General features: G+C 67.6%; 18 protein-coding genes. 7 read left to right on the forward strand and 11 right to left on the reverse strand.

What is annotated here, in order from left to right; translation table 11 throughout:
* Nucleotides 1-28: 28 nt before the first annotated feature.
* A complete protein-coding gene (locus AC5WS7_RS02285) occupies nt 29-646 on the reverse strand; it encodes a nucleoside/nucleotide kinase family protein (protein WP_495952643.1) in 618 nt (205 codons plus the stop codon).
* 100 nt (nt 647-746) lie between these two features.
* Here AC5WS7_RS02285 and AC5WS7_RS02290 point away from each other — a divergent pair, with 100 nt between their 5' ends.
* Nucleotides 747-1,568, forward strand: a complete 822-nt coding sequence (locus AC5WS7_RS02290) for an acyl-CoA thioesterase (protein WP_495952644.1) — start codon at nt 747-749, stop codon at nt 1,566-1,568.
* Between the two features lie 17 nt (nt 1,569-1,585).
* Here AC5WS7_RS02290 and AC5WS7_RS02295 read toward each other — a convergent pair whose 3' ends face one another.
* Nucleotides 1,586-3,391 (reverse strand): APC family permease, encoded by a 1,806-nt coding sequence (locus AC5WS7_RS02295; protein ID WP_495952645.1) that lies wholly within the window; start codon nt 3,389-3,391, stop codon nt 1,586-1,588.
* 127 nt (nt 3,392-3,518) lie between these two features.
* Between AC5WS7_RS02295 and pdxT the strand changes: the two genes are divergently transcribed.
* Together pdxT and AC5WS7_RS02305 are read left to right on the forward strand one after the other, a co-directional pair.
* Nucleotides 3,519-4,139, forward strand: a complete 621-nt coding sequence (gene pdxT / locus AC5WS7_RS02300) for a pyridoxal 5'-phosphate synthase glutaminase subunit PdxT (RefSeq protein ID WP_495953716.1) — start codon at nt 3,519-3,521, stop codon at nt 4,137-4,139.
* 135 nt (nt 4,140-4,274) lie between these two features.
* Nucleotides 4,275-5,027, forward strand: a complete 753-nt coding sequence (locus tag AC5WS7_RS02305) for a YebC/PmpR family DNA-binding transcriptional regulator (protein ID WP_495952646.1) — start codon at nt 4,275-4,277, stop codon at nt 5,025-5,027.
* 58 nt (nt 5,028-5,085) lie between these two features.
* Here AC5WS7_RS02305 and AC5WS7_RS02310 read toward each other — a convergent pair whose 3' ends face one another.
* On the reverse strand, nt 5,086-5,733 hold the full coding sequence (locus tag AC5WS7_RS02310; protein ID WP_495952647.1) for a TMEM175 family protein: 648 nt from the start codon (nt 5,731-5,733) through the stop codon (nt 5,086-5,088).
* A gap of 390 nt (nt 5,734-6,123) precedes the next feature.
* Here AC5WS7_RS02310 and AC5WS7_RS02315 point away from each other — a divergent pair, with 390 nt between their 5' ends.
* Nucleotides 6,124-6,759: a hypothetical protein gene (locus tag AC5WS7_RS02315; protein ID WP_495952648.1), complete on the forward strand. Its 636-nt coding sequence runs from the start codon at nt 6,124-6,126 to the stop codon at nt 6,757-6,759.
* Nucleotides 6,760-6,834: 75 nt separating this feature from the next.
* On the opposite strand, the gene AC5WS7_RS02320 is transcribed toward AC5WS7_RS02315, so the two are convergent.
* Together AC5WS7_RS02320 and AC5WS7_RS02325 are read right to left on the reverse strand one after the other, a co-directional pair.
* A complete protein-coding gene (locus AC5WS7_RS02320) occupies nt 6,835-8,349 on the reverse strand; it encodes a MutS-related protein (RefSeq protein ID WP_495952649.1) in 1,515 nt (504 codons plus the stop codon).
* The gene (locus tag AC5WS7_RS02325) at nt 8,346-9,863 is read right to left on the reverse strand and encodes a MutS-related protein (RefSeq protein ID WP_495952650.1); all 1,518 of its coding nucleotides are present in this window, start codon (nt 9,861-9,863) and stop codon (nt 8,346-8,348) included. Before AC5WS7_RS02325 ends, AC5WS7_RS02320 begins: the two co-directional genes overlap by 4 nt.
* Nucleotides 9,864-10,020: 157 nt before the next feature.
* On the opposite strand from AC5WS7_RS02325, the gene AC5WS7_RS02330 reads away from it, so the two are divergent.
* Nucleotides 10,021-10,302 carry a hypothetical protein gene (locus AC5WS7_RS02330; RefSeq protein ID WP_495952651.1) on the forward strand — a complete coding sequence of 94 codons (282 nt, stop codon included), beginning with the start codon at nt 10,021-10,023 and terminating at the stop codon, nt 10,300-10,302.
* A gap of 61 nt (nt 10,303-10,363) precedes the next feature.
* On the opposite strand, the gene AC5WS7_RS02335 is transcribed toward AC5WS7_RS02330, so the two are convergent.
* From AC5WS7_RS02335 to AC5WS7_RS02360, 6 genes are all read right to left on the reverse strand, one after another.
* Nucleotides 10,364-11,767, reverse strand: a complete 1,404-nt coding sequence (locus tag AC5WS7_RS02335; protein ID WP_495953717.1) for an alpha/beta hydrolase — start codon at nt 11,765-11,767, stop codon at nt 10,364-10,366.
* A gap of 286 nt (nt 11,768-12,053) precedes the next feature.
* The gene (locus AC5WS7_RS02340; protein WP_495952652.1) at nt 12,054-13,166 is read right to left on the reverse strand and encodes an ABC transporter ATP-binding protein; all 1,113 of its coding nucleotides are present in this window, start codon (nt 13,164-13,166) and stop codon (nt 12,054-12,056) included.
* A 23-nt stretch (nt 13,167-13,189) separates the two neighbouring features.
* Nucleotides 13,190-14,065 (reverse strand): carbohydrate ABC transporter permease, encoded by an 876-nt coding sequence (locus tag AC5WS7_RS02345; protein ID WP_495952653.1) that lies wholly within the window; start codon nt 14,063-14,065, stop codon nt 13,190-13,192.
* Nucleotides 14,062-15,045, reverse strand: a complete 984-nt coding sequence (locus AC5WS7_RS02350) for a carbohydrate ABC transporter permease (RefSeq protein ID WP_495952654.1) — start codon at nt 15,043-15,045, stop codon at nt 14,062-14,064. The genes AC5WS7_RS02345 and AC5WS7_RS02350 overlap by 4 nt, the downstream gene beginning before the upstream one ends.
* Nucleotides 15,045-16,433, reverse strand: coding sequence for an ABC transporter substrate-binding protein (locus AC5WS7_RS02355; RefSeq protein ID WP_495952655.1), 1,389 nt, complete (start codon nt 16,431-16,433; stop codon nt 15,045-15,047). Before AC5WS7_RS02355 ends, AC5WS7_RS02350 begins: the two co-directional genes overlap by 1 nt.
* Nucleotides 16,430-17,431: a sugar-binding transcriptional regulator gene (locus tag AC5WS7_RS02360; RefSeq protein WP_495952656.1), complete on the reverse strand. Its 1,002-nt coding sequence runs from the start codon at nt 17,429-17,431 to the stop codon at nt 16,430-16,432. The genes AC5WS7_RS02355 and AC5WS7_RS02360 overlap by 4 nt, the downstream gene beginning before the upstream one ends.
* Nucleotides 17,432-17,489: 58 nt before the next feature.
* Between AC5WS7_RS02360 and AC5WS7_RS02365 the strand changes: the two genes are divergently transcribed.
* Nucleotides 17,490-18,938 (forward strand): mannitol dehydrogenase family protein, encoded by a 1,449-nt coding sequence (locus AC5WS7_RS02365; RefSeq protein WP_495952657.1) that lies wholly within the window; start codon nt 17,490-17,492, stop codon nt 18,936-18,938.
* 133 nt (nt 18,939-19,071) lie between these two features.
* Entirely contained in the window at nt 19,072-19,602 is a 531-nt protein-coding gene (locus tag AC5WS7_RS02370; RefSeq protein WP_495952658.1) for a hypothetical protein, read from the forward strand.
* Nucleotides 19,603-19,655: the final 53 nt, after the last annotated feature.

Here is a 19,655-nt window from a genome sequence, read left to right on the forward strand (position 1 = left end):
TCCCGGACCTGCTGGGCTGGAACGGGTTTCATCTGCCGCGTTGCTCCCGGACGCGCAGTGCCGGGCGATCGCGGTGGTCCCAGGCGACCAGGATGTCCGGCTCTTGAGGCGTCTCGCGGCGGTGCCGAAGCAGCGCCGCGACGACGAACGGTTCGGGCTCGGCGCGGCGCAGCGCACCCTCGGACAGACGGAGCTCGACGCTCAGGTCGAACCTCAGCCCACGGCCCAGCAGCATCGGTCCCGCGACCAGGACGATAGTGTCGGGAGCCGCGGAAATCGTTGTGGCGCGGGCAGATCGGTCGGTGTGCTCGTTCCAGAGGGCGGGCAGCCAGCGAGCGTGCTCGCGCAATCCCCGCAGCACTTCGCGGTCGAGGCCCGCGTAGTCGAACCAGGCTGTGCGATAAGACATCTCGTCGCGGCCGAACTCCAGCCGCAAGGACGCCGGACGCACGTAATCGTGCAGTGACACCGTCGCCCCCGCCCGTCCCCGCGTGCGGATGCGCTCGGCGACGGTTTCGGCGAAGCCGAGCGGATCCGCCGCATCGGCCCCGTCCACGGCGACGACCGCGCGACCCGGCAGTTCCAGGATGCGGTCCAGGACGACCTCGACCAGCGCGTCCACGGTGACAGGGGAGAAGCTCGGCACCGGACCATCATGCCGGGCCGCCGGTTTCGCGGAGAGTCGGCCACCGTCGGCGGTTCGCCATCGCTTAGCCTGGGCACGGCAACTCGCGGAAGGACGGATCATGGCGACGATCGAAGAGGCGTTGGAACTCGAGCGGCTCGAGCGGGACATCTTCCGTGGGGCATCGCTCAAGACCCAGTTGCCTCGCACCTTCGGCGGGCAGGTTGCCGGACAGGCGCTGGTGTCGGCGGTGCGCACGGTCGAGCCCGAATTCCAGGTGCATTCGCTGCACGGGTACTTCCTGCGCCCCGGAAATCCGGCCGAGCCGACGGTCTACGAGGTCGAGCGGATCCGGGACGGCCGGTCGTTCTGCACGCGCCGGGTGACCGGAATCCAGGACGGCCAGGCCATCTTCACCATGTCGGCCTCGTTCCACGTCGGCGACACCGGGCCCGAGCATCAGGACGTGATGCCGCAGGTGCCGCTCCCGGATCATCTGCCGGACGCGCAGACCTCGATGAACCCGGAGCACCTCTGGGCCATGCGCGAGTGGGAGCACTGGGACATCCGTCCCATTCCTACCGATCGCATCACCCCGCGCGACGGGCTGATCTCCCAGCAGCAGGTGTGGTTCCGCTACCGCCACCCGCTGCCGGACGATCCGCTGTTGCACGTCTGCACCCTCGCCTACATGAGCGATATGACCTTGCTCGGCTCCTCCAAGGTCACCCATCCGGACGAGCCGACGCAGAACGCGTCGCTCGATCACGCCATGTGGTTCCTGCGGCCCTTCCGCGCCGACGACTGGCTGCTCTACGACCAGAATTCACCGTCGGCCGGGTTCGGGCGCGCGCTCACCGGCGGCCGGATCTTCACCCGGCAGGGCGAACTGGTGGCCGCGGTCGTGCAGGAGGGGCTGATCCGCACCCTTCGCACGGTCTGACCTGGGCCCGGTCCCGCTCAGGCGGGCTGGACGCGCAGGTGGCACACGACCGTGCCGGGGAGGCGGCGCAGCCGGCGTTCCAACTCGTCGCTGCGGTGGCTGGGCAGTACGCGGCCCCATCCGGCGGGCGGGTCCACCTCGGCGATCAGCACGACCTTGCGACGTCCGTCGAAGTTGTCCCGGACGTAGCGCGCCACCGGCGCGCCGACGGTGCAGTCCCCGGCGTCGATGACCTCGAGGCGCACGTCCGGGTGCCACGCCTCCCATGCCTTGGTGAAAGCCGTGGTGTTCTCCCCGGGCAGGCAGACGTGCACCGCGACGATGTCGTGGCCGAGCGACAGCGCCGCGGACAGCGCTTCGCGGCTCAGTTCCGAGACCTGCGACACCGGTACCACGATCACGGTGCCGCCGGCTCGCGGCGGCGCGGGCAGGCATCCGGTCCCACGGCAGCCGTCGATCCGGTTGTACTGCCGGCGAATTCGTTCCATCGCCAGGACCAGCAGCGGCAGCACGAGCACGACGAGCCAGGCGCCGGAGGTGAATTTCATCGCGGTGGTGACGATCGCGGCGACGAGCGTGAGCACCGCGCCGAAACCGTTGAGCGCCAACCGCCATCGCCAGCCGCGCACGCGATCGCCCAGCCAGTGCCGGACCATCCCCGCCTGGGCGATGGTGAAGCCGGCGAAGACGCCGATCGCGAACAGCGGCACCAGCGCGTTCATCGTGCCGTTCGCCGCGATCAGCAGGACAGCGGACGAAATCCCCAGGGCCAGAACGCCGTAGCGGTACACCTGGCGCGGGGTGGCCACCGCGAAACGGTGCGGCAGGCAGTTGTCCTCGGCGAGCAGCTTGGCCAGCGTCGGCAGGCCGCCGTACGAGGTGTTGGCGGCCAGCGCCAGCAGTAGCACGGTCGCGAATTGCACGATGTAGTAGACGATTCCATGCCCGAGCGCGGCGGCGGTCAGCTGGGACAGCACCGTGGTCCCGGTCACCGGGTGGATGGAGAACTTGCCGATCAGCGTCGCGAGGCCGAGCAGCATCACGCCCAGCAGCACGCCGAGGGCGACCTCGGCCCGCTGTGCCTTGCGTACGCGCGGGCGCTCGAAAGCGGGCACCGCGTTCGCGATCGCCTCGACACCGGTCAGCGCGGAGCATCCGCTGGCGAATGCCTTGAGCAACAGCAGGATTCCGATGGTTCGAGCGTCGGTGACCGTCGTCGCCGCGGCACCGGCCGTCGCCGGTTCCGAGCGCAGCAGCCCGGCCGCGATCACCACCAGGATGCCGGCCACGAACACCGCCGTCGGAGCCATGAACGCTCGCGCGCTCTCGCGGATGCCCGCCAGGTTCAAGGCCGTGATGCCCAGCAGGATCGCCAGGCAGATCCACACGGTGTAGGGCAGCAGCATGGGAATCGCCGAGGTGAGCGCGGCGACACCCGCGGCGATGGACACCGCGACATTCAGCACGTAATCCACGATCAGCGAGGCCGCCGCGATGAGCCCGGTCCGATGTCCCAGATGCGCGCGGGCCACGGCATACGCGCCGCCGCCGTCGGGGAAGGCGGCGATCACCTGGCGATAGGAGGCGATCAGCACCGTCAGCAGCACCACGATGGCCGCCGTCACCGGCAGCGTCATCCCCGATCCCGCACTACCGGCAGCGGCCAGCACCAGCACGATGGCCTCGGGGCCGTACGCCACCGAGGCCATCGCGTCCAGGGACAATCCCGCCAGCCCGGTCGCCACGGTCAGGCCGCGCCGGGGCGACGAGGTGGCCGCCGGCCCGCCGGACGTGGGCACGGTATCGGCCAATACGTCAGTCACCTGCGCGAGTGTTCCCCCGCGGGCAGCATTCGACACCCCGCACTTGCGAAGTCTTGACGGCCAGGTGATCAGAACCACATCCGCGCCCGGCCGCTCGGGAACACCGCCGGTCTGCTCGTATGCTCGAATCGTGAAACCGACCATCGGAGTGCTGGCGTTGCAGGGCGACGTGCGCGAGCATTTCCACGCCCTCACCGCCTGCGGCGCCGAACCGGTGAACGTGCGGCGCGAGTCCGAACTCGACGCCGTCGACGGCCTGGTATTGCCCGGCGGCGAATCCACCGCGATCAGCAAATTGCTCGAGGTGTTCGGGCTGCTCGAACCGTTGCGGCAGCGGTTGCGTGACGGCATGCCGGCCTATGGCTCGTGTGCGGGCATGATCCTGCTCGCCGATTCGATCCTGGACACCCGGCCCGATGCCCGGTCGCTGTCCGGTATCGATATGACCGTGCGGCGCAACGCATTCGGTCGTCAGGTGGACTCGTTCGAGACCGATCTGGACTTCGAGGGCATCGAGGGCGACCCGGTGCGCGCGGTGTTCATCCGCGCGCCGTGGGTCGAGCGTGTCGGTGACGGGGTGCGGGTGCTGGCGACGGTACCGTCTGGACCCGCGGCCGGCCGGATCGTCGCGGTGCGCCAGGGCAGCGTGCTGGCGACCTCGTTCCATCCGGAGGTGACCGGCGATCTGCGGGTGCACGGCATGTTCGTGGACATGGTCCGCGAACGCACGGCCGCCCGGCTCGGTTGAACCGCCCGTCCGGGCGCTGCGCACGCTCCGCGCGGGGCGAGGGCGGGCGTCCGGTATGACCTGAGACACCGCGCAGTAGACTGAGACAGTTATCTGCGCGAATCTCGAGCACACCGACGTGAAGGAAGTAGGGGAATGAGCGGCCACTCCAAATGGGCCACCACCAAGCACAAGAAGGCCGTGATCGATGCCAAGCGTGGCAAGATGTTCGCCAAGCTGATCAAGAACATCGAGGTCGCGGCGCGTACGGGTGGTGGGGACCCTGGAGGAAACCCGACTCTGTACGACGCCATCCAGAAGGCGAAGAAGTCCTCGGTCCCGAACGACAACATCGAGCGCGCCCGCAAGCGTGGCAGCGGTGAAGAGGCCGGTGGCGCGGATTGGCAGACCATCACGTACGAGGGTTACGGCCCGAACGGCGTCGCCGTGCTGATCGAATGCCTCACCGACAACCGCAACCGCGCCGCCGGTGAGGTGCGCGTGGCCATGACCCGCAACGGCGGCAATATGGCCGATCCCGGTTCGGTGGCGTACCTGTTCCACCGCAAGGGCGTGATCACGCTGGAGAAGAACGGCCTGAGCGAGGACGACGTCCTGATGGCCGTGCTCGACGCCGGCGCCGAAGAGGTCAACGACCTGGGCGATTCCTTCGAGGTGATCAGCGAGCCCGGTGACCTGGTCGCGGTGCGTACCGCGTTGCAGGAAGCGGAGATCGAATACGATTCGGCCGAATCCGGTTTCCAGCCCTCGGTTTCGGTCGCGGTCGACGCCGAAGGGGCCCGCAAGGTGTTCAAACTCGTCGACGCCCTCGAGGACAGCGACGATGTGCAGAACGTCTACACGAATGTGGACGTCAGCGACGAGGTGCTCGCCGAACTCGACGCGTAATCTCTGCTCGCCCGAAGGCCGCCCGCAGCGAATATTGTAGGCGGCCTTCGGTTTTCGATCAGGATGCGCGGGCCGATCGCACGCGTGCTCGGATGAACGTCTCGAGCGGCCCCGTGACCGCCAGCAACAGCAGTGACCACAGGCCGATTCCGGGCCAGGTCACCGCGATGGCCAGCGCAATCACGGCCGCGATCACCATCGACCAGCGCAGCGCGAGTTCGACCGGTGTGGCGCGATGCGGATCCGACAGCAGATTCGCCCGGTGCAGCAGCAGTTCCTCGACCCGCTGCATCACCATCGTGTAGGTGATGACGCCGAGGTAGATGCCGATTGCCAGCCGGTCCCGGTGGGTGAACTCGTCCAGCACCGTCGCCAGCGGCAGCGCGACGATCCCGAACAGCCAGAACAGATTCGCCCGTATCAGCCGCGGTGTGTAGCCGGTGACGCGCTCGAACAGCTGATGGTGCTCACGCCAGAACACCCCGATCACCGCGAAAGTCACCGCCGCCGCGATCAGCGTAAAGATGTTGTCGGACAAGAACTTCGACGTCGAACTGTGCTCGACCTCCCGGGCGCTGTCCACCAGCGGCAACGCGATCAGCGTAATGGCGATGGCCACCACGGCATCACTGAAGAAAACTATCCGTTCGAGCCCTCGCTCGGTCCTGGGCGGAGTGGTTGCTGGTTCGGTACTCAGGTCGGTCACCGGCCGAGCCTATCGAGTCGGGCGGAGATGAGCGCGGCGGCGAACGCGGTCACTGCGGTGAAGAGCCCGGTCGGCGGTGGAGGACCGCTGCGCGCACAGCGCATGCTCGGGTCGACCGCGCGTCGAGTATCGCGTTAGTGCGGTGTGCCGCACCGCGCGGGTGTGTCCGCTGGTGGGTGCCGGGGAAATCGGTTGGGCGGGTATGCTTTCCGAGATCGAATCCGGTTCAGGGGAGTTGCGGATGGCGAATCCGTATCCGCCGGGGTTCCGCCCGTTCAGTATCCGGCTGCGGCAGGTTCGGGTTGGCCCGGACAGTCGGCTGTCGGGTGGACGCAAGCACCTGCCGGGGTGGTTCCGGCGCAGGGGCCCCAGCGGTCCCCGATCGATCTGGTGGCAGGTATCGCGGCGATCCTCACGGTGGCGGTTCAGCTCCTGCGGTCCTGCCTGAGCGGCAGCGGTCTTATCTGGTTCCACATCCCCGGTACCCACCTGTTGATCGGTAACGGACGCTATGGACTGTTGAGCTGTCAGCTGGCGACCACCATCGGTGCGATCTTGCTGATGACCTCGGGGCATCGCTCGCCAACGGCGCGGACGGTGGCGACGCTCGGTATCGGGGCAATGTTCTGCTTCGGCTCCATCGCGGTGCTCGCGGCGCAACAGGTGTCGGCATGCCCCAACCAGGCGATGGCACAGGGCGCTGTGCCGTACCAGAACGCTGTGCAGGTTCCGATGCAATATCCGGGGATGCCACAGCCCGGGTTGCCGCAGCCGGGGATCGCCCCGGAAACGATTGTGCGGCAACCTGGTTCGCCGCAGCAGCCGGGAATGCCGCAACAAGCGACGCCGTCCGCGCCGATATCTGCGCAGGCAGTGCCTCAACAGGGGATGTCGCCGGGCAACATGCCCTCAGGCGGCAGTGCGCCCGCGGCATCCGGTTCCGGATATCCGGATGGTGTCGGGCAGCAGTTCGGTGCACCGCCCGCGACAGATATTGCGGGACAGGAATATCCGTCGCGGTTCTGAGTTGGATCGATCCCGCCGTGGTTCATCGCCGCTACCGGCCTTGGCGGCATGCCTGGACGGGACATCGCCAGGGGGCTACTCGATCGCGGGGGCGGGTGGCGGGAGTTGCGGTGCGCGGCTGAAGACCTTGCGGAAGATGTCGTCGGCGTGGCTGCCGGGTTCGGGGGAGCCGGGCACGAGGCGGAAGGTGCGGGTGCCGTCGGGTAGACGTTCGGCGCGCAGGAACAGGTCGGTGGGGCGGGCCGCTTCGGCTCGGCGGCAGGCGAATTCGGCGAGGTGGGTGACGAAGAAGATAGTGATGCCGGTGTCCAGGAGGGCATTCAGGAGTGGTTCGGCTATTTGTTCCGCGTCGCGAGCGGCGGTCGAGGCGAAGGTTTCGTTGCACAGCAGGAGTGAATCGGGGGCCATGCGGTCGACGAGATCGCTCATCCGCGCCAGTTCCTCGACCAGTTTGCCGTGTGACATGGTGCGGTCCTCGTCGGCGGCGAAATGAGTGAATATCCCGCCGTGCAGGTCGGTGTCGAAACTCTCTGCGGCGACGAACATCCCGGCGTGCGCCATCAACTGGGCCGCGCCCACCGCGCGCAGGAAGGTGGACTTGCCGCCGTTGTTGGCTCCGGTGACGATGATGAGCGAGCGCCCCTCGGCATCGAGATCGTTGCCGACGACCGGTCGCCCGTCCGCCAGACACATCCCGACATCGCGTAACCCGGTGCTGCGCAAGCGTGGTGCGCCCGGAGGATGCACGGCCGGGAGGCAGACCGGTACGTGATCCCGGGTCAGCCTGCGGTGCAGGGTGACGCAGCCCAGGTAGAACGCGAGCTGGGTACGCAGCTGTGCGAAGAAGTCCTGCACCTGGTCGGCGGCGTCGCTCACCACGTCGGCGATGATCTGCAATGCCGGATTCTGTAGCTGGACAACGGGATCGGACTCGGTCTCCGGATCGTCGATCGCTTCGAAGGTGCGTCCGGTGCGGCGATCGAGACCGAATCGGCGGCGGCGGACCGGGGCGTGCAGGCGTATTCCGGCGATCTTGTTGCCGGGTCCCAGGCTCGCGGTCAAATGCAGGCCGTTCTCGAAATCCATTGCGGCAAGCTGCTGTTCGACCGAGGCGAGATACTGCTCGTCGAGTTCCGCGGCGACCGTCGCGACCAGATCGGCGAATCCGGCGGATTCGAAGGACGAGGCATGGCGCACGCACGCCGCCCGTAGCTCGCGCAGAAAGCCGAGCAGTTCGCGCAGCGGTTCCAGCGCGAGTAGCAGTTTGCCGTTCGGGCGATGTCGCGGACCGACCTGCCAGCGCTTGACTCGCGTTGCCGCCGTGGCGATCCGGTAGATCTCGTGAACCGCCGACGGGTGGGCGCAGCAGTCGGCGAGAACGGCGTGGCGGTACCGGATCACCTCGGGGTCGGCGACGCTCGCGGGCAGGATCGCCCGCACCGCCTCGGCGACTGCCGGATCCTCGCCGTACTCGTCGTCGTGGGCCATCGCCGTGCAGAGGGCGTCCAGACCGAGATCCGCGAGGGTGCGCTGTTCAGTGGTGACGGTCCGCACTGTGACGCCGGGCGGTTGCAGCAGAGCGAGTCTCATCGGTGCATCCTCGCGGTCACCCGGTCGTAGGTCAGCCCGTGGCGGCCGGCGAGTTCGACGGCGTGGAGCTGTCCGCCGGGCGGTCTGCGCTCGATGCGGAATGTGCGCCGGGCGGTATCGTGGTCCGATTCGGTGACCGCGACCATGCTCACCACAGCCGGTGAGAGGCGGGACAATTCCTCGAAGAAGGTCACCCACAGCGCGAGCGCGCCGCGGTCGATGATCCGTCCGAGGATGTCCGCGCCGATCCGGACCGCGTCGGAAGTACTTGTGGAGCTGAAACTCTCGTTCATCACGATGACGCTGTCGGCGGTGACGCGGTCGAGCGTGTCGCGCATCCGGGTGAGTTCGCCGAGCAGCCGGCCGTCCGGATCCCCGGGATCCTCGGCATGTTCGAAATGGGTGAAGATCGCGTCCGGCAGCGGCAAGCGCGCCGCGCGGGCCGGAACCGGGCAGCCGAGCGCGGCGAAATACAGCAGCTGCCCGAACATTCGGGCGTACGTCGTCTTACCACCCTGATTCGGCCCGGTTACCGTGAGTACCCGTTCCGGGCCGGACAAGTGGAAGTCGTTGCATACCAAATCATTTGCGCGGCGTGGTCGGGCCGCGAGTGCGAGATCGAATGCGCCGCAGGCGTACACGTCCTCGCCGGGCGCGGCCGTCTCGGGCAGGCGCAGCGGATGTCCCTGGGCCGCGAGGCCGCGGCCGAATGCGAGATAGACCAGATAGAACTGGATTTCGCGATCGAACCGCAGCACCATCGGATCGAGAAAGTCCGGATGCTCGGTGCGAAACTGCTCGAGCCGCGCGAACGGCCCGGGATGCAGCTGTGCGACCTCCCGCAGGATCTGCTCCTCGGTCTGGTTCATATCGGCCCACTGTGCTCGCGGCCGAGATGCGGACGGCTCGGCACAACCGAAGCGCGCGAACAGCTTCGCGATCGCGGCGCTGTAATCCGCCGCGCCCTCGTCGAAGCCGACCTCGATGGTGCGGCCCACGATCCGCAGGCTGTACCGGACCGTGTCCAATTCCGCGCGAACCTGTCGTATCGCGTCGGCGGTCGCGGTGATCCGTGGGTCGCGCAGGTGCTCGGCGAGCAGGTCGCGCCACTCGCTCAGTCCGCGGGACCGGATCGGCAGGCCGGAGATCTGCTCGGACAGGCGCGTGAGGATCAGCAGGTAGTTCTCCGCGGCGTCCAGATGCCAACGGCGGCGCTGATGTGGCTGCTCAAGGTGAGTGCTCTGCGCGAGTGCACGACGCACCATGCGCATACCGGCTGCGAATTCGTGGAAGGCCGCGCGTAGCGACAGGTCGTCGAGGTCGGCGAATACCTCGCGTCGGTAGGCGACCGTCTCCGGATCGCGAACCGGCCGCAGATACAACGGGCCCAGGTCGTATTCGGTGTCCCCGCGCAGCACGGTGGCGAGCACCTGATCAATATTCAGGTCGGTGAGGGCTGCCCGTTCGACCTCGACCGTGGCCGAATCCGGCCGGATGATGCTGAAATCCTGCACTTCGCCCTCCCCGCGAGCGACTTCGGTGAGCCGGGCGGTGCGCGCGGACCCCTCGCATCGAAGGTTAGGAGCATCACTTACCGGGCGTCAAGTAATGAGGTTCCGCGCGTGATTCGTTCGAGTGGTCGTGTGATCAAATCGGGTCTACCCTGCGCGAGTGGATCGGGATCGGCGCGAAGGTGAGTACCTCGAGTATCTGTGGGGTGAGCGTCACCGCTTCGCCTGGGTGATGCGGCGGTACGGGGGAATGACGCAGGTGGAGGCGGAATTGAGCGCGGTGCGGCGGTATCCGTACGAGCAGGCCGACGCACCGCATCGAGGGCTGATCTTCCACGACGAGGCGTGGCACTGGGCGATGCTGCGGATTCACGGTGAGCGGTACGCGCAGGAGCATCCCGAACTGGCCGCTCCGCCTCCGGAGTATCGCGAAATCGACTGACCGACAACGAAAATCCCGGGGCGAGCCGGACGGCTCACCCCGGGACGTGCTCGCCCGAGCCTCAGGTGCTCGCCGGTACCGGCAGGCCGACCCGCGCGCTCACCCAGGCCAGCGACGAGCTGAACGCGGCCGAGGCGAACTGCCAGGTGTGCCCGCCCCGGGTGGTGTGGATGGTGCAGTCGATGCCGACCTGCTTCCCGGTGGCACACAACTTCTCGGCCGCGCCGACCTCACTCGAGCCTTCGAACGCGTCCTGTCCGCCCTTGCCGATCTGGTCCTCGCTCACCTTCGGCATCTTGAACCCCTTCGGCATGCTGTGCTTACCGTCGCGCTGCGGGGCGGTCAGATCGTCGAACAGACCCGCGATTCCGGTGTAGGGGCCGTGCTTGTCCATCACCGTGACCGGGTCGAAGTGCTCCCACTGCTCGGTGCTGCCGCCGTAGAGACGTTGGATGGTCTGCGCCTTGGTACCCGAGTCGGGCCCGGCGTCCCCGGCGATATCGACGAACGTGTGGAACAGCTCCGGATGCATGACCGTCAGATCCACCGCGCAAGTGCCGCCCATGGACCAGCCGACCACCGCCCAGTGCGCCGGATCGGAGGACGCGGCGAACTTGGATTCCACGTACGGGATGACGTCCTTGGTCAAATGGTCGGCCGCATTGCCGCGCGGCCCGTTGACGCATTCGGTGTCGTTGTTGAAGCTGCCGCTCGAGTCGACGAAGACCAGGATCGGCGCCTGGCCCTTGTTCGCCGCGGTGAACTTGTCGATGTCCGGCATGATCTGCCCGCTGCGCAGCCAGTCACCCGGGGTGTTGAACTCGCCGCCGATCATCATCACCACCGGCAGCGACGGCGGGTTCTTCCCGGCGAACCAGGCCGGCGGCAGGTAGACGTATTCGGTGCGATGTTCGAAGCCGCTGCCGTTGTCCGGGATGTCCACCGGGACGACGACACCGGTCTTCGGATCGGTGCCGCGCATCGCCGCGAGCGCGTCCATGCTGGTCTGGTGCGGCAGCGGTCCGGCGGTGAGCGCGCTCCAGGCCGACTGCACGGTGGGGTAGTAGCCGACCCACTGATTGAGCACCACGCCGGTGCTGGCGATCGCGAAGGGCAGCGCGAGGATGGCCGCCACCCGCTGCCACCAGCGTGCACCCGGCCAGCCGATCACCGCGACGACCAGGGCCGCGACCATCGCGCCCACGCAGATCCACAGCAGTACCGGCGCGGGATCCGAGGCGAGCCCCTGATCGTTCGTATACGCCCACGCGCCCAGCGCACCCGCGACACCGAGTACCACCGCGATCGGAATCCGGATGAGCCACCAGCGCCGGGTGAGCCGGACGATCGCGATGAGCAGCAAGACGATCGCGATGATCTCGATGGTCAGTGGCAACCATCCGTGCAGCAGCGACACCCCGTGGTGGAAGTTCATCTCGCTGGGAACGAGTTTCGCCGACGGCATCCTGGGAGCCGGAGGCGGCGCCACTCCGGCCGGTGTCGGTGTGGGCGTTGTCGTGACGTCCGTCTGCACAGGAAACACGGCCGTAATTCTCGGTGGTCTACCTCGAGGTTTGCTGTGAGCCGGCTACGAGTGGCGTGAACGGACCGGACGCGATCTCCGTTTCGTCCGCGAGTGCGGTCGCCGATACCCTGATCACAGGCCTGATCTGCGTAGACAGGCTCCACACCGCACCGGTCGCAGATTCGCGGGCGACACGGTGCGGGGCGGAGTGTTCGAGCGGATGTGGTCAGTCGCCGATGCGGTCACCGGTTTGGGGGTGGAACAGGTGTACCGCGGCGGGATCGGTGATGTGCAGGGCGACCGATTCGGCGAGACGAGCCGGTGCGCGCTGCGGCGAGCGGGCCACGAAGATGACCGGAGTGCCCTCGAGTCCGGAGATCGGGTCGCCGGGAATGCGGGTGTAGACGTACGATTCGCTGCCCAGTTCCTCGACCAATTCGACGGTGGCGGCGAAACCCGTTCCGTCGCGGCGCAATTCGAGATGCTCGGGGCGGATGCCGAGGGTGACCGATTCCAGTCCGGCCTCGGAAAGGCGCGCCATGCGTTCGCGCGGCAGTTCCACCGTCGTCCCGGCGATGTCGACCCCGCCCGCGGCCAGCGGCACGGTGCACAGATTCATCGAGGGGGAGCCGATGAATCCGGCGACGAAGGCGTTGGCGGGGTGGTCGTAGAGCGTGGCCGGGGTGCTGAACTGCTGTAATTGGCCGTCGCGCAGCACCGCGACCCGATCGCCCATCGTCATCGCCTCCACCTGATCGTGCGTGACGTAGACCGTGGTGGTGCCGAGGCGACGTTGCAGCGCCGCGATCTGGGTGCGGGTCTGCACGCGCAGTTTGGCGTCCAGGTTGCTCAGCGGCTCGTCCATGCAGAACACCCGCGGCTCGCGCACGATGGCGCGGCCCATCGCGACGCGCTGGCGCTGGCCGCCGGAGAGTTTGGCGGGTTTGCGATCCAGATACGGTGTGAGCCCGAGCAATTCGGCGGCCTCGGCGACGCGGCGCTTGCGCTCGCCGAGCGGGACCTTCATCATCTTGAGCGCGAAACCCATGTTCTCGCCGACGGTCTTGTTCGGATACAGCGCGTAGTTCTGGAAGACCATGGCGATATCGCGATCCTTGGACGGGACGCCGACCATGTCCTGACCGTCGATGCGGATGGTGCCGCCGTCGATCTCCTCGAGTCCGGCGAGCATGCGCAGCGCGGTGGACTTGCCCGAGCCCGAGGGCCCGACCAGCACGATGAACTCGCCGTCGGCGATGTCCAGGTCGAGCGAGTCGACCGCGAGCGTCTCGGCGCCCGCGTACACGCACGAGGCCTTGTCGTATTGAATGGTGGCCATTGTCGTTTACCTCACTCGAGCTCTTATTTGATGGCGCCGAAGGACAGCCCGCGCACCAGCTTGTTCTGGGCGAACCAACCGGCCAGGACGACGGGCAGGGCGGCCAGGGTCGCCGCGGCGGACAGCCGGGCCCAGTACAGGCCCTCGCCGGTGATGAATCCGACCAGGAACACCGGCATGGTCTGGGCCTGTACGGCGGTCAGGTTGACCGCGAAGAAGAATTCGTTCCAGGAGAAGATCACGCAGATCAGCGCGGTGGCGGCGATGCCGGGGGAGACCAGGGGCAGGATCACCTCGCGCATCGCGGTCCACAGGCTCGCGCCGTCCATACTGGCCGCCTCGAGCAGCTCGCCCGGGACCTCCAGGAAGAACGAGCGCATCATCCAGACCGCGATCGGCAGATTCATCGCGGTGTAGAGGATGACCAGCGTCCAGATGTTGTCCAGCATGCCCAGGTCGCCGACGATCACGTACAGCGGAATGATCGCGGCCACGATGGGCAGCATCTTGGTGCCGATGAAGAACATCAGCGCGTCGCGGGTGCGCGTGATCGGGCGCAGCGACAGTGCGAACGCCGCCGGAACGCCCAGTACCAGAACCAGAATCGCGGAGACGATGGTGGCGAAGGCGGAGTTGAGCAGGGGCGTGCCGACACCGCTGGAGAACACCGCCGAGAACTGGTCCAGCGTGGGGACGAAGAACAGCTTCGGGGTGTTGGTGTAGGCGTCGGCCTCCTGCTTGAACGCCGTGAGCACCATCCACAGCACCGGGAAGAACATCCCGATACCCACGACCCAGGCCAGCACACCCCAGCCGATACCGGCCCGATTACGGCGGCGGCGCACCGGAACCTGTTGCGCCGCAGATGATGTGGTCGCGGGAGCGGTCGTGGTGGTCATGCCGCTTCCTCCTTGCCGGTGAACGAGGTGAACAGCAGTCGCAGGGCGAACGTCGCCACGACCGTCGTGCCGATGACGGTGACTACGCCCATGGCCGCGGCCTGGCCGATGTCGAAGCCGAGGAAGGCGCGCTGATAGATGTAGAAGGGCAGGTTGGAGCTGGCGATACCGGGCCCGCCCTGCGTCATCATGTACACCGAGTCGAAGGTGTTGACCAGGTAGATCGCGCCGAGCACGGTGCCCAGTTCGATGAAGCGGCGCAGGTGCGGCAGGGTGAGTTCGCGGAACACCTGGAGCGAATTCGCCCCGTCCACCCGCGCGGCCTCGGTGATGTCGCGAGGCATGGACTGCAGGCCCGCGAGGATCAGCAGCATCATGAACGGCGTCCACTGCCAGACCATGTCGGCCATAACCGCGGGTAGCGGGAATTTGCTCACCCAGTCGGTCTGTCCCGCCCCGAACGGTTTCAGCACGAAGTTGACCAGACCGAAAACCGGATCGAGCATCGTGGTCTTCCAGATCAATGCCGCGGCGACCGGCGTGACCAGGAACGGAGTGATCAGCAGGGTACGGACCACACCTCGCCCGAGAAAGGTGCGATCGAGCAGCAGCGCCAGCAGCAGGCCGAGCACCACCGAGACGATCACGGTGCCGACGATCAGGATGATCGTATTGAGCGTGACCGACCAGAACTGGTTGTCCCGGAACACGTCCGCGTAGTTGCCCAGCCCGACGAAGTGCCGCGAACCCGGCCGGACCAGGTTCCAGGACTGCGTCGAGTAGTACAGGGTGAACACGAACGGGATCTGGGTGACCACGATCATGAAGATCAGCGCCGGCAGCAGCGGGCCGCGCTTGCGCCAGCCCTCGGCGCGGGAGACGCTCTGGGCGCGCCGGATGATTTCCGACGGTGGGGTGGCCGCGGGGGCCGTGGTGGCCGACCGGGGTGGTGGGGTGGGGGTATGCATGGACACGGACATCACTGATTCCCTCGATACGACCTGCCGACGGTCTCGGCATACTCCTGGGACTGCTCGAGTGCGGTCTGCACGCTCTCCCGCCCCGCGATCGCCGCGCTGATCTGCTGGCTCACCCGGGTACCCAGATCCTGGAACTCCGGGATGGCCAGGAACTGGATGCCGGTGTACGGAACCGGTTGCACCGTGGGATGTTCCGGATCCACGGTCGACATCGCCTGCAGGGTGACCGGCCCGTACGCCTTGGCGGCCTCCGCGTACTGCGGGATCTGGTAGGTGGAGTTGCGGCTGCCCGGCGGCACATGCGACCAGCCGAGCTTCGCGCCGACGTGCCGGATGTATTCCTTGCTGGTCATCCAGGAGATGAATTTCCATGCGGCGTCGGCATTGTGGCTGGTCTTGGGAATGCCCAGCGACCAGGTGTAGAGCCAGCCGGAGTTCGGCTTCTGCGCGACCGGAGCCAGGACGTAGCCGATCTTGCCGACCACCTTGCTCGCCGAGGGATCCTCGAGCACGCCGACCGCGGAGGTGGCGTCGTACCACATGGCCGTGTCGCCCTGGGACAACTGTGTGGCGCATTCGCTGAAACCGCTTGTCGCCGCGCCGGGTTCGCCGTACTCGCGGACCAGGTCGACGTAGAAGTTCACTGCCTCGCGCACCTGCGGACTGGTGAGCTGGGCATGCCAGTTCTCGTCGAACCAGCGTCCGCCGAAGGTGTTGATCACAGTGTCCAGCGGGGCCAGGGTCTCGCCCCAGCCCGGGTCGCCGCGCAGGCAGATGCCCGAATGCCCGTGCGCCGGATCGTTCAGCTTCGCGGCGAACCGGGCCACCTGATCCCAGGTCGGCTGATCGGGCATGGTCAGGCCGGCCTGCTGGAACAGGTCCTTGCGGTACATCAGGAACGAGGACTCACCGTAGAACGGCACCGAGTACATATCGCCCTTGTAGGACAAGGAGTTTCGCAGCGAGGAGATGAAGTCGGCCGCGTCGTAGCCGGGAGTTTTCGCCTGGTAGGGAGCCAGGTCGGTGAGCCAGCCGTCCGCGGCCCACTGCGGCGTCTCGTAGTTGCTGATCATCACCACGTCGAATTCGCCGCCGCCGGTGGCGACCGAGGAGGTGATCTTGGCGCGCGCCTCGTTCTCCGACAGCGAGACGAATTTGAGCTTGATACCGGGATTGGCGCGCTCGAATTCGCCGGAGAGTTTGATCGCGTCCTGCATCTGTGAATTGGAGACCATCGCGATGGTGACCGTGCGGCCGCCGCCGGAGGTGAACGAGCCAGCACCCGCACAGCCGCTCAGTGCCAGTACCGACGAGAGCGCCAGTGCCGCCAGACCTTTCGCGTGCCGCCTGATGCGGCCGGGGCCGTTCTTGTTCCTGGGCGTTGTCATGGGCCTGCGCCCTCCTTCTTTTCCAGCAGCCACCGCGCGCACTCGATGTCGGTGACCAGGATCGTGGCCAGCCCGCCGCGCAACGCGCCGAGAACGGCCTGGTGTTTGGGCTCGCCTCCGGAGATCAGCACCGTGCAGCCGCAGGCGCGGATCGCGTCGAGGCCTACCGAGACCGTGCGTGCGGCAAGGGATCCGGGGACGTCGGTGCCGTCGGCGCGGAAGAAGCGCCCGCCGATCTCGCCGACCGCGCCGAGGCCGCGCAACTCGTCGAGCAGGGTGGTGTCCAGATAGCTGCCCTCGAACAGGGTGGTAGCGGTGGAGGCCGTGCCGACGCCGAACATCATCACCTCGGCCGTGCGGCCCAGTGCGATGGCACGGCCCAGGACCGAATCCTGTTCCAGCGCGGTGACCGTCGCGGCGTCGGCGTACAGCGGCGCGTGCAGCCGGACCGGGTTGGCCTGCAGTTGGGTGGCGCAGCGGCCGAGGGTGAATTCGACGCCGGTCTGGTAGTCCGAGGAGGTCAGCGAGCCGTCGAGCTGGACGACGGTGGCGCAGCGCGCCGAATGCGGGCCCAATTCGGTTGCCACCGCGATGGTTTCGGGCCCCCAGGTGAATCCGAGGGTGGCCTCCGGGCGCAGCCGGCGCCCGAGCACCGCGACCGCGGCGCGGGCCAGCGGGGCCAGGCTCGCGGGGGAGTCGTCGGGCGCCTCGCCGAGTACGACCGCCTCGGTCAGCCCGAAGGCCGCCTCGAGTTCGCGCTCCAGATCGGTGTGCAGCTGCGCGCGCAGCTCCTCCGGGACGACGATCTCGATCCGCACCAGGCCCTGTGCCCGCGCGCGGGCGATGAGCCGCCCGGCGGTCGGGCGCGAAACGCCCAGTACGGCAGCGATTTCGGCCTGGGTGGCGCCCTCGAAGTGGTAGAGCCGCGCGGCGCGCAGGGCCATCCGGACGTCCTCCGGATTGCTGGGCCGGGATTCGGGGGCCACGATGCTCCTCATCGAATGATCATCTGCTCACGGGGTGATCTATTGCTCGGAACACGGTACCATCGGCCATGTGACGCACACAACACTTTCGCCATCGACCTATGACCGGGACGGATTGACGGCCGGAATCGTGCATTTCGGAGTCGGCGGATTCCACCGTGCGCATCAGGCGATGTATGTCGACCGGCTACTCGCGCGGGGCGGATCGAGGGAGTGGGCCATCTGCGGCGTCGGCGTCCTGCCCGGTGACCGCCGCATGCGCGACGTGCTCACCGCGCAGGACGGGCAGTACACCCTCTCGGTCGTGGGTCCCGACGGGGTCTGGGACACCCGGGTGATCGGCTCGATCATCGACTATCTCTACGCGCCCGACGATCCGGAGGCGGTGCTGGCCGAACTGGCCGATCCGGCGACGCGCATCGTCTCGCTGACGATCACCGAGGGCGGCTACGGAATCGACGCGACCACCGGCGAATTCGACGCCGACGAGCCGTCCGTGGCGGCCGATCTGGAGCCGGGCGCGGTGCCGCGCACGGTGTTCGGCTTCGTGGTCGAGGCGCTCGCGCGGCGGCGGTCGGCGGGCATCGCGCCGTTCACCGTCATGTCCTGCGACAACATCCAGGGCAACGGCCATGTCGCTCGGCGAGTTTTCGGCGCCTTCGCCCGATTGCGGGACCCGGAACTGGGGGACTGGATCGACCGCGAGGTGAGCTTCCCCAATTCGATGGTGGATCGGATCACCCCGGTCACACCGCCGGAGGCGGAGGCCGAAGTGTTGCGCCGCAGCGGAATCGCCGACCGGTGGCCGGTGATCACCGAACCGTTCACGCAATGGGTGCTCGAGGATTCCTTCACTCTCGGCCGGCCGGCCTTCGAAGAGGTCGGGGTGCAGGTGGTCGAGGACGTCACACCCTACGAACTGATGAAGCTGCGACTGCTCAATGCCAGTCACCAGGGGATCGCCTACTTCGGACACCTGTGCGGTTACCGGATGGTCGACGAGGCGGCGCGTGATCCGCTGTTCGACCGATTCCTCATGCGGTACATGGATTTCGAGGCCACCCCGACGTTGCGCCCGGTCCCGGGCGTCGATCTGGACCGGTACAAACGCACGTTGATCGAGCGTTTCGGGAATCCCGCGATCGGTGACACGATCGCCCGGCTGTGCGCCGAATCCTCGGACCGGATTCCGAAGTGGGTGCTGCCGGTCATCCGGGAGCGGCTGGCCGCGGGCGGCGAGATCGACTGCGCCGCGGCCATCGTGGCGAGCTGGGCCCGTTATGCCGAGGGGGTCGACGAGCAGGGCGAGCCGATCGAGGTGGTGGACCGGTTGCGAGATCGGCTGATGCCGCTGGCGCGGCGCCAGCGCGCCGACCCGACCGCATTCCTGTGCGACCGTTCGGTATTCGGCGATCTGATCGACGAGCCGCGATTCGTGCGGCCCTATCTGGCCGCTCTGGAATCGCTGCACACGAAGGGAGCGCGGGCCACGCTGAGCGAACTCGCCGGACCGGCGTGAAATTCGGCAACGGAATGGTCGAAAAAGGTGGGTCGGTGCTGGGCGAGCGAGCATCGAGAGTTACTTTTGAAGGGCTATGAAAACTGCCGCCACCACAATTTCAGGAGCATGGCGCGCGGGCGACGGCACGGCAGTGTCGTTCCGCGACGCCGCCGTCGCATGGGCGCTGGCCGCCCATGGGGTCCTCGCCGAAACCGCCACCGGCTATGGACATTTCGTGACCGTCGAAGAGTTGGCCGAGCGGGTGCAGGAGATGTCGGGCGTGCGAACCGACGCCCCGACCCGAACCTGGATCGACGCGATTCTGCGCAAGGTCGCGCGCCGCTGCCACAGCGCGGGCGAGCCGCCGCTGACCGCATTGTGCGTGCGGGCCAACCACACTGTCGGGGACAGCTACAAATACGTTCTCGAACTCGCCGGGCTGCCGCGGCCGGAGGATATGGAACTGCATGCGGCCTACGCGCGTTGGCAGTGCTACCAGACCTACGGTGCGGACGTTCCTGCCGACGGTGGGGTGCCGCCGCTGACCCCGAAGGTCGCGGCGCGGCGCGGAGCGGTCACCGCGCGTGCGGCCGAGCCGGAGCCCGATCCGGTCGCGGCTCCGGCGGTGTGCCCGCAGTGCTTCATTCAGCTGCCTGCCACCGGAATCTGCCAGTACTGCTGAGGCTTTCGCGGTCCGCGCCGGCGGCCGGCGCGGACCGCGGTACACCCATGGCC

This window comes from Nocardia sp. PLKS1-43, from assembly GCF_059510335.1.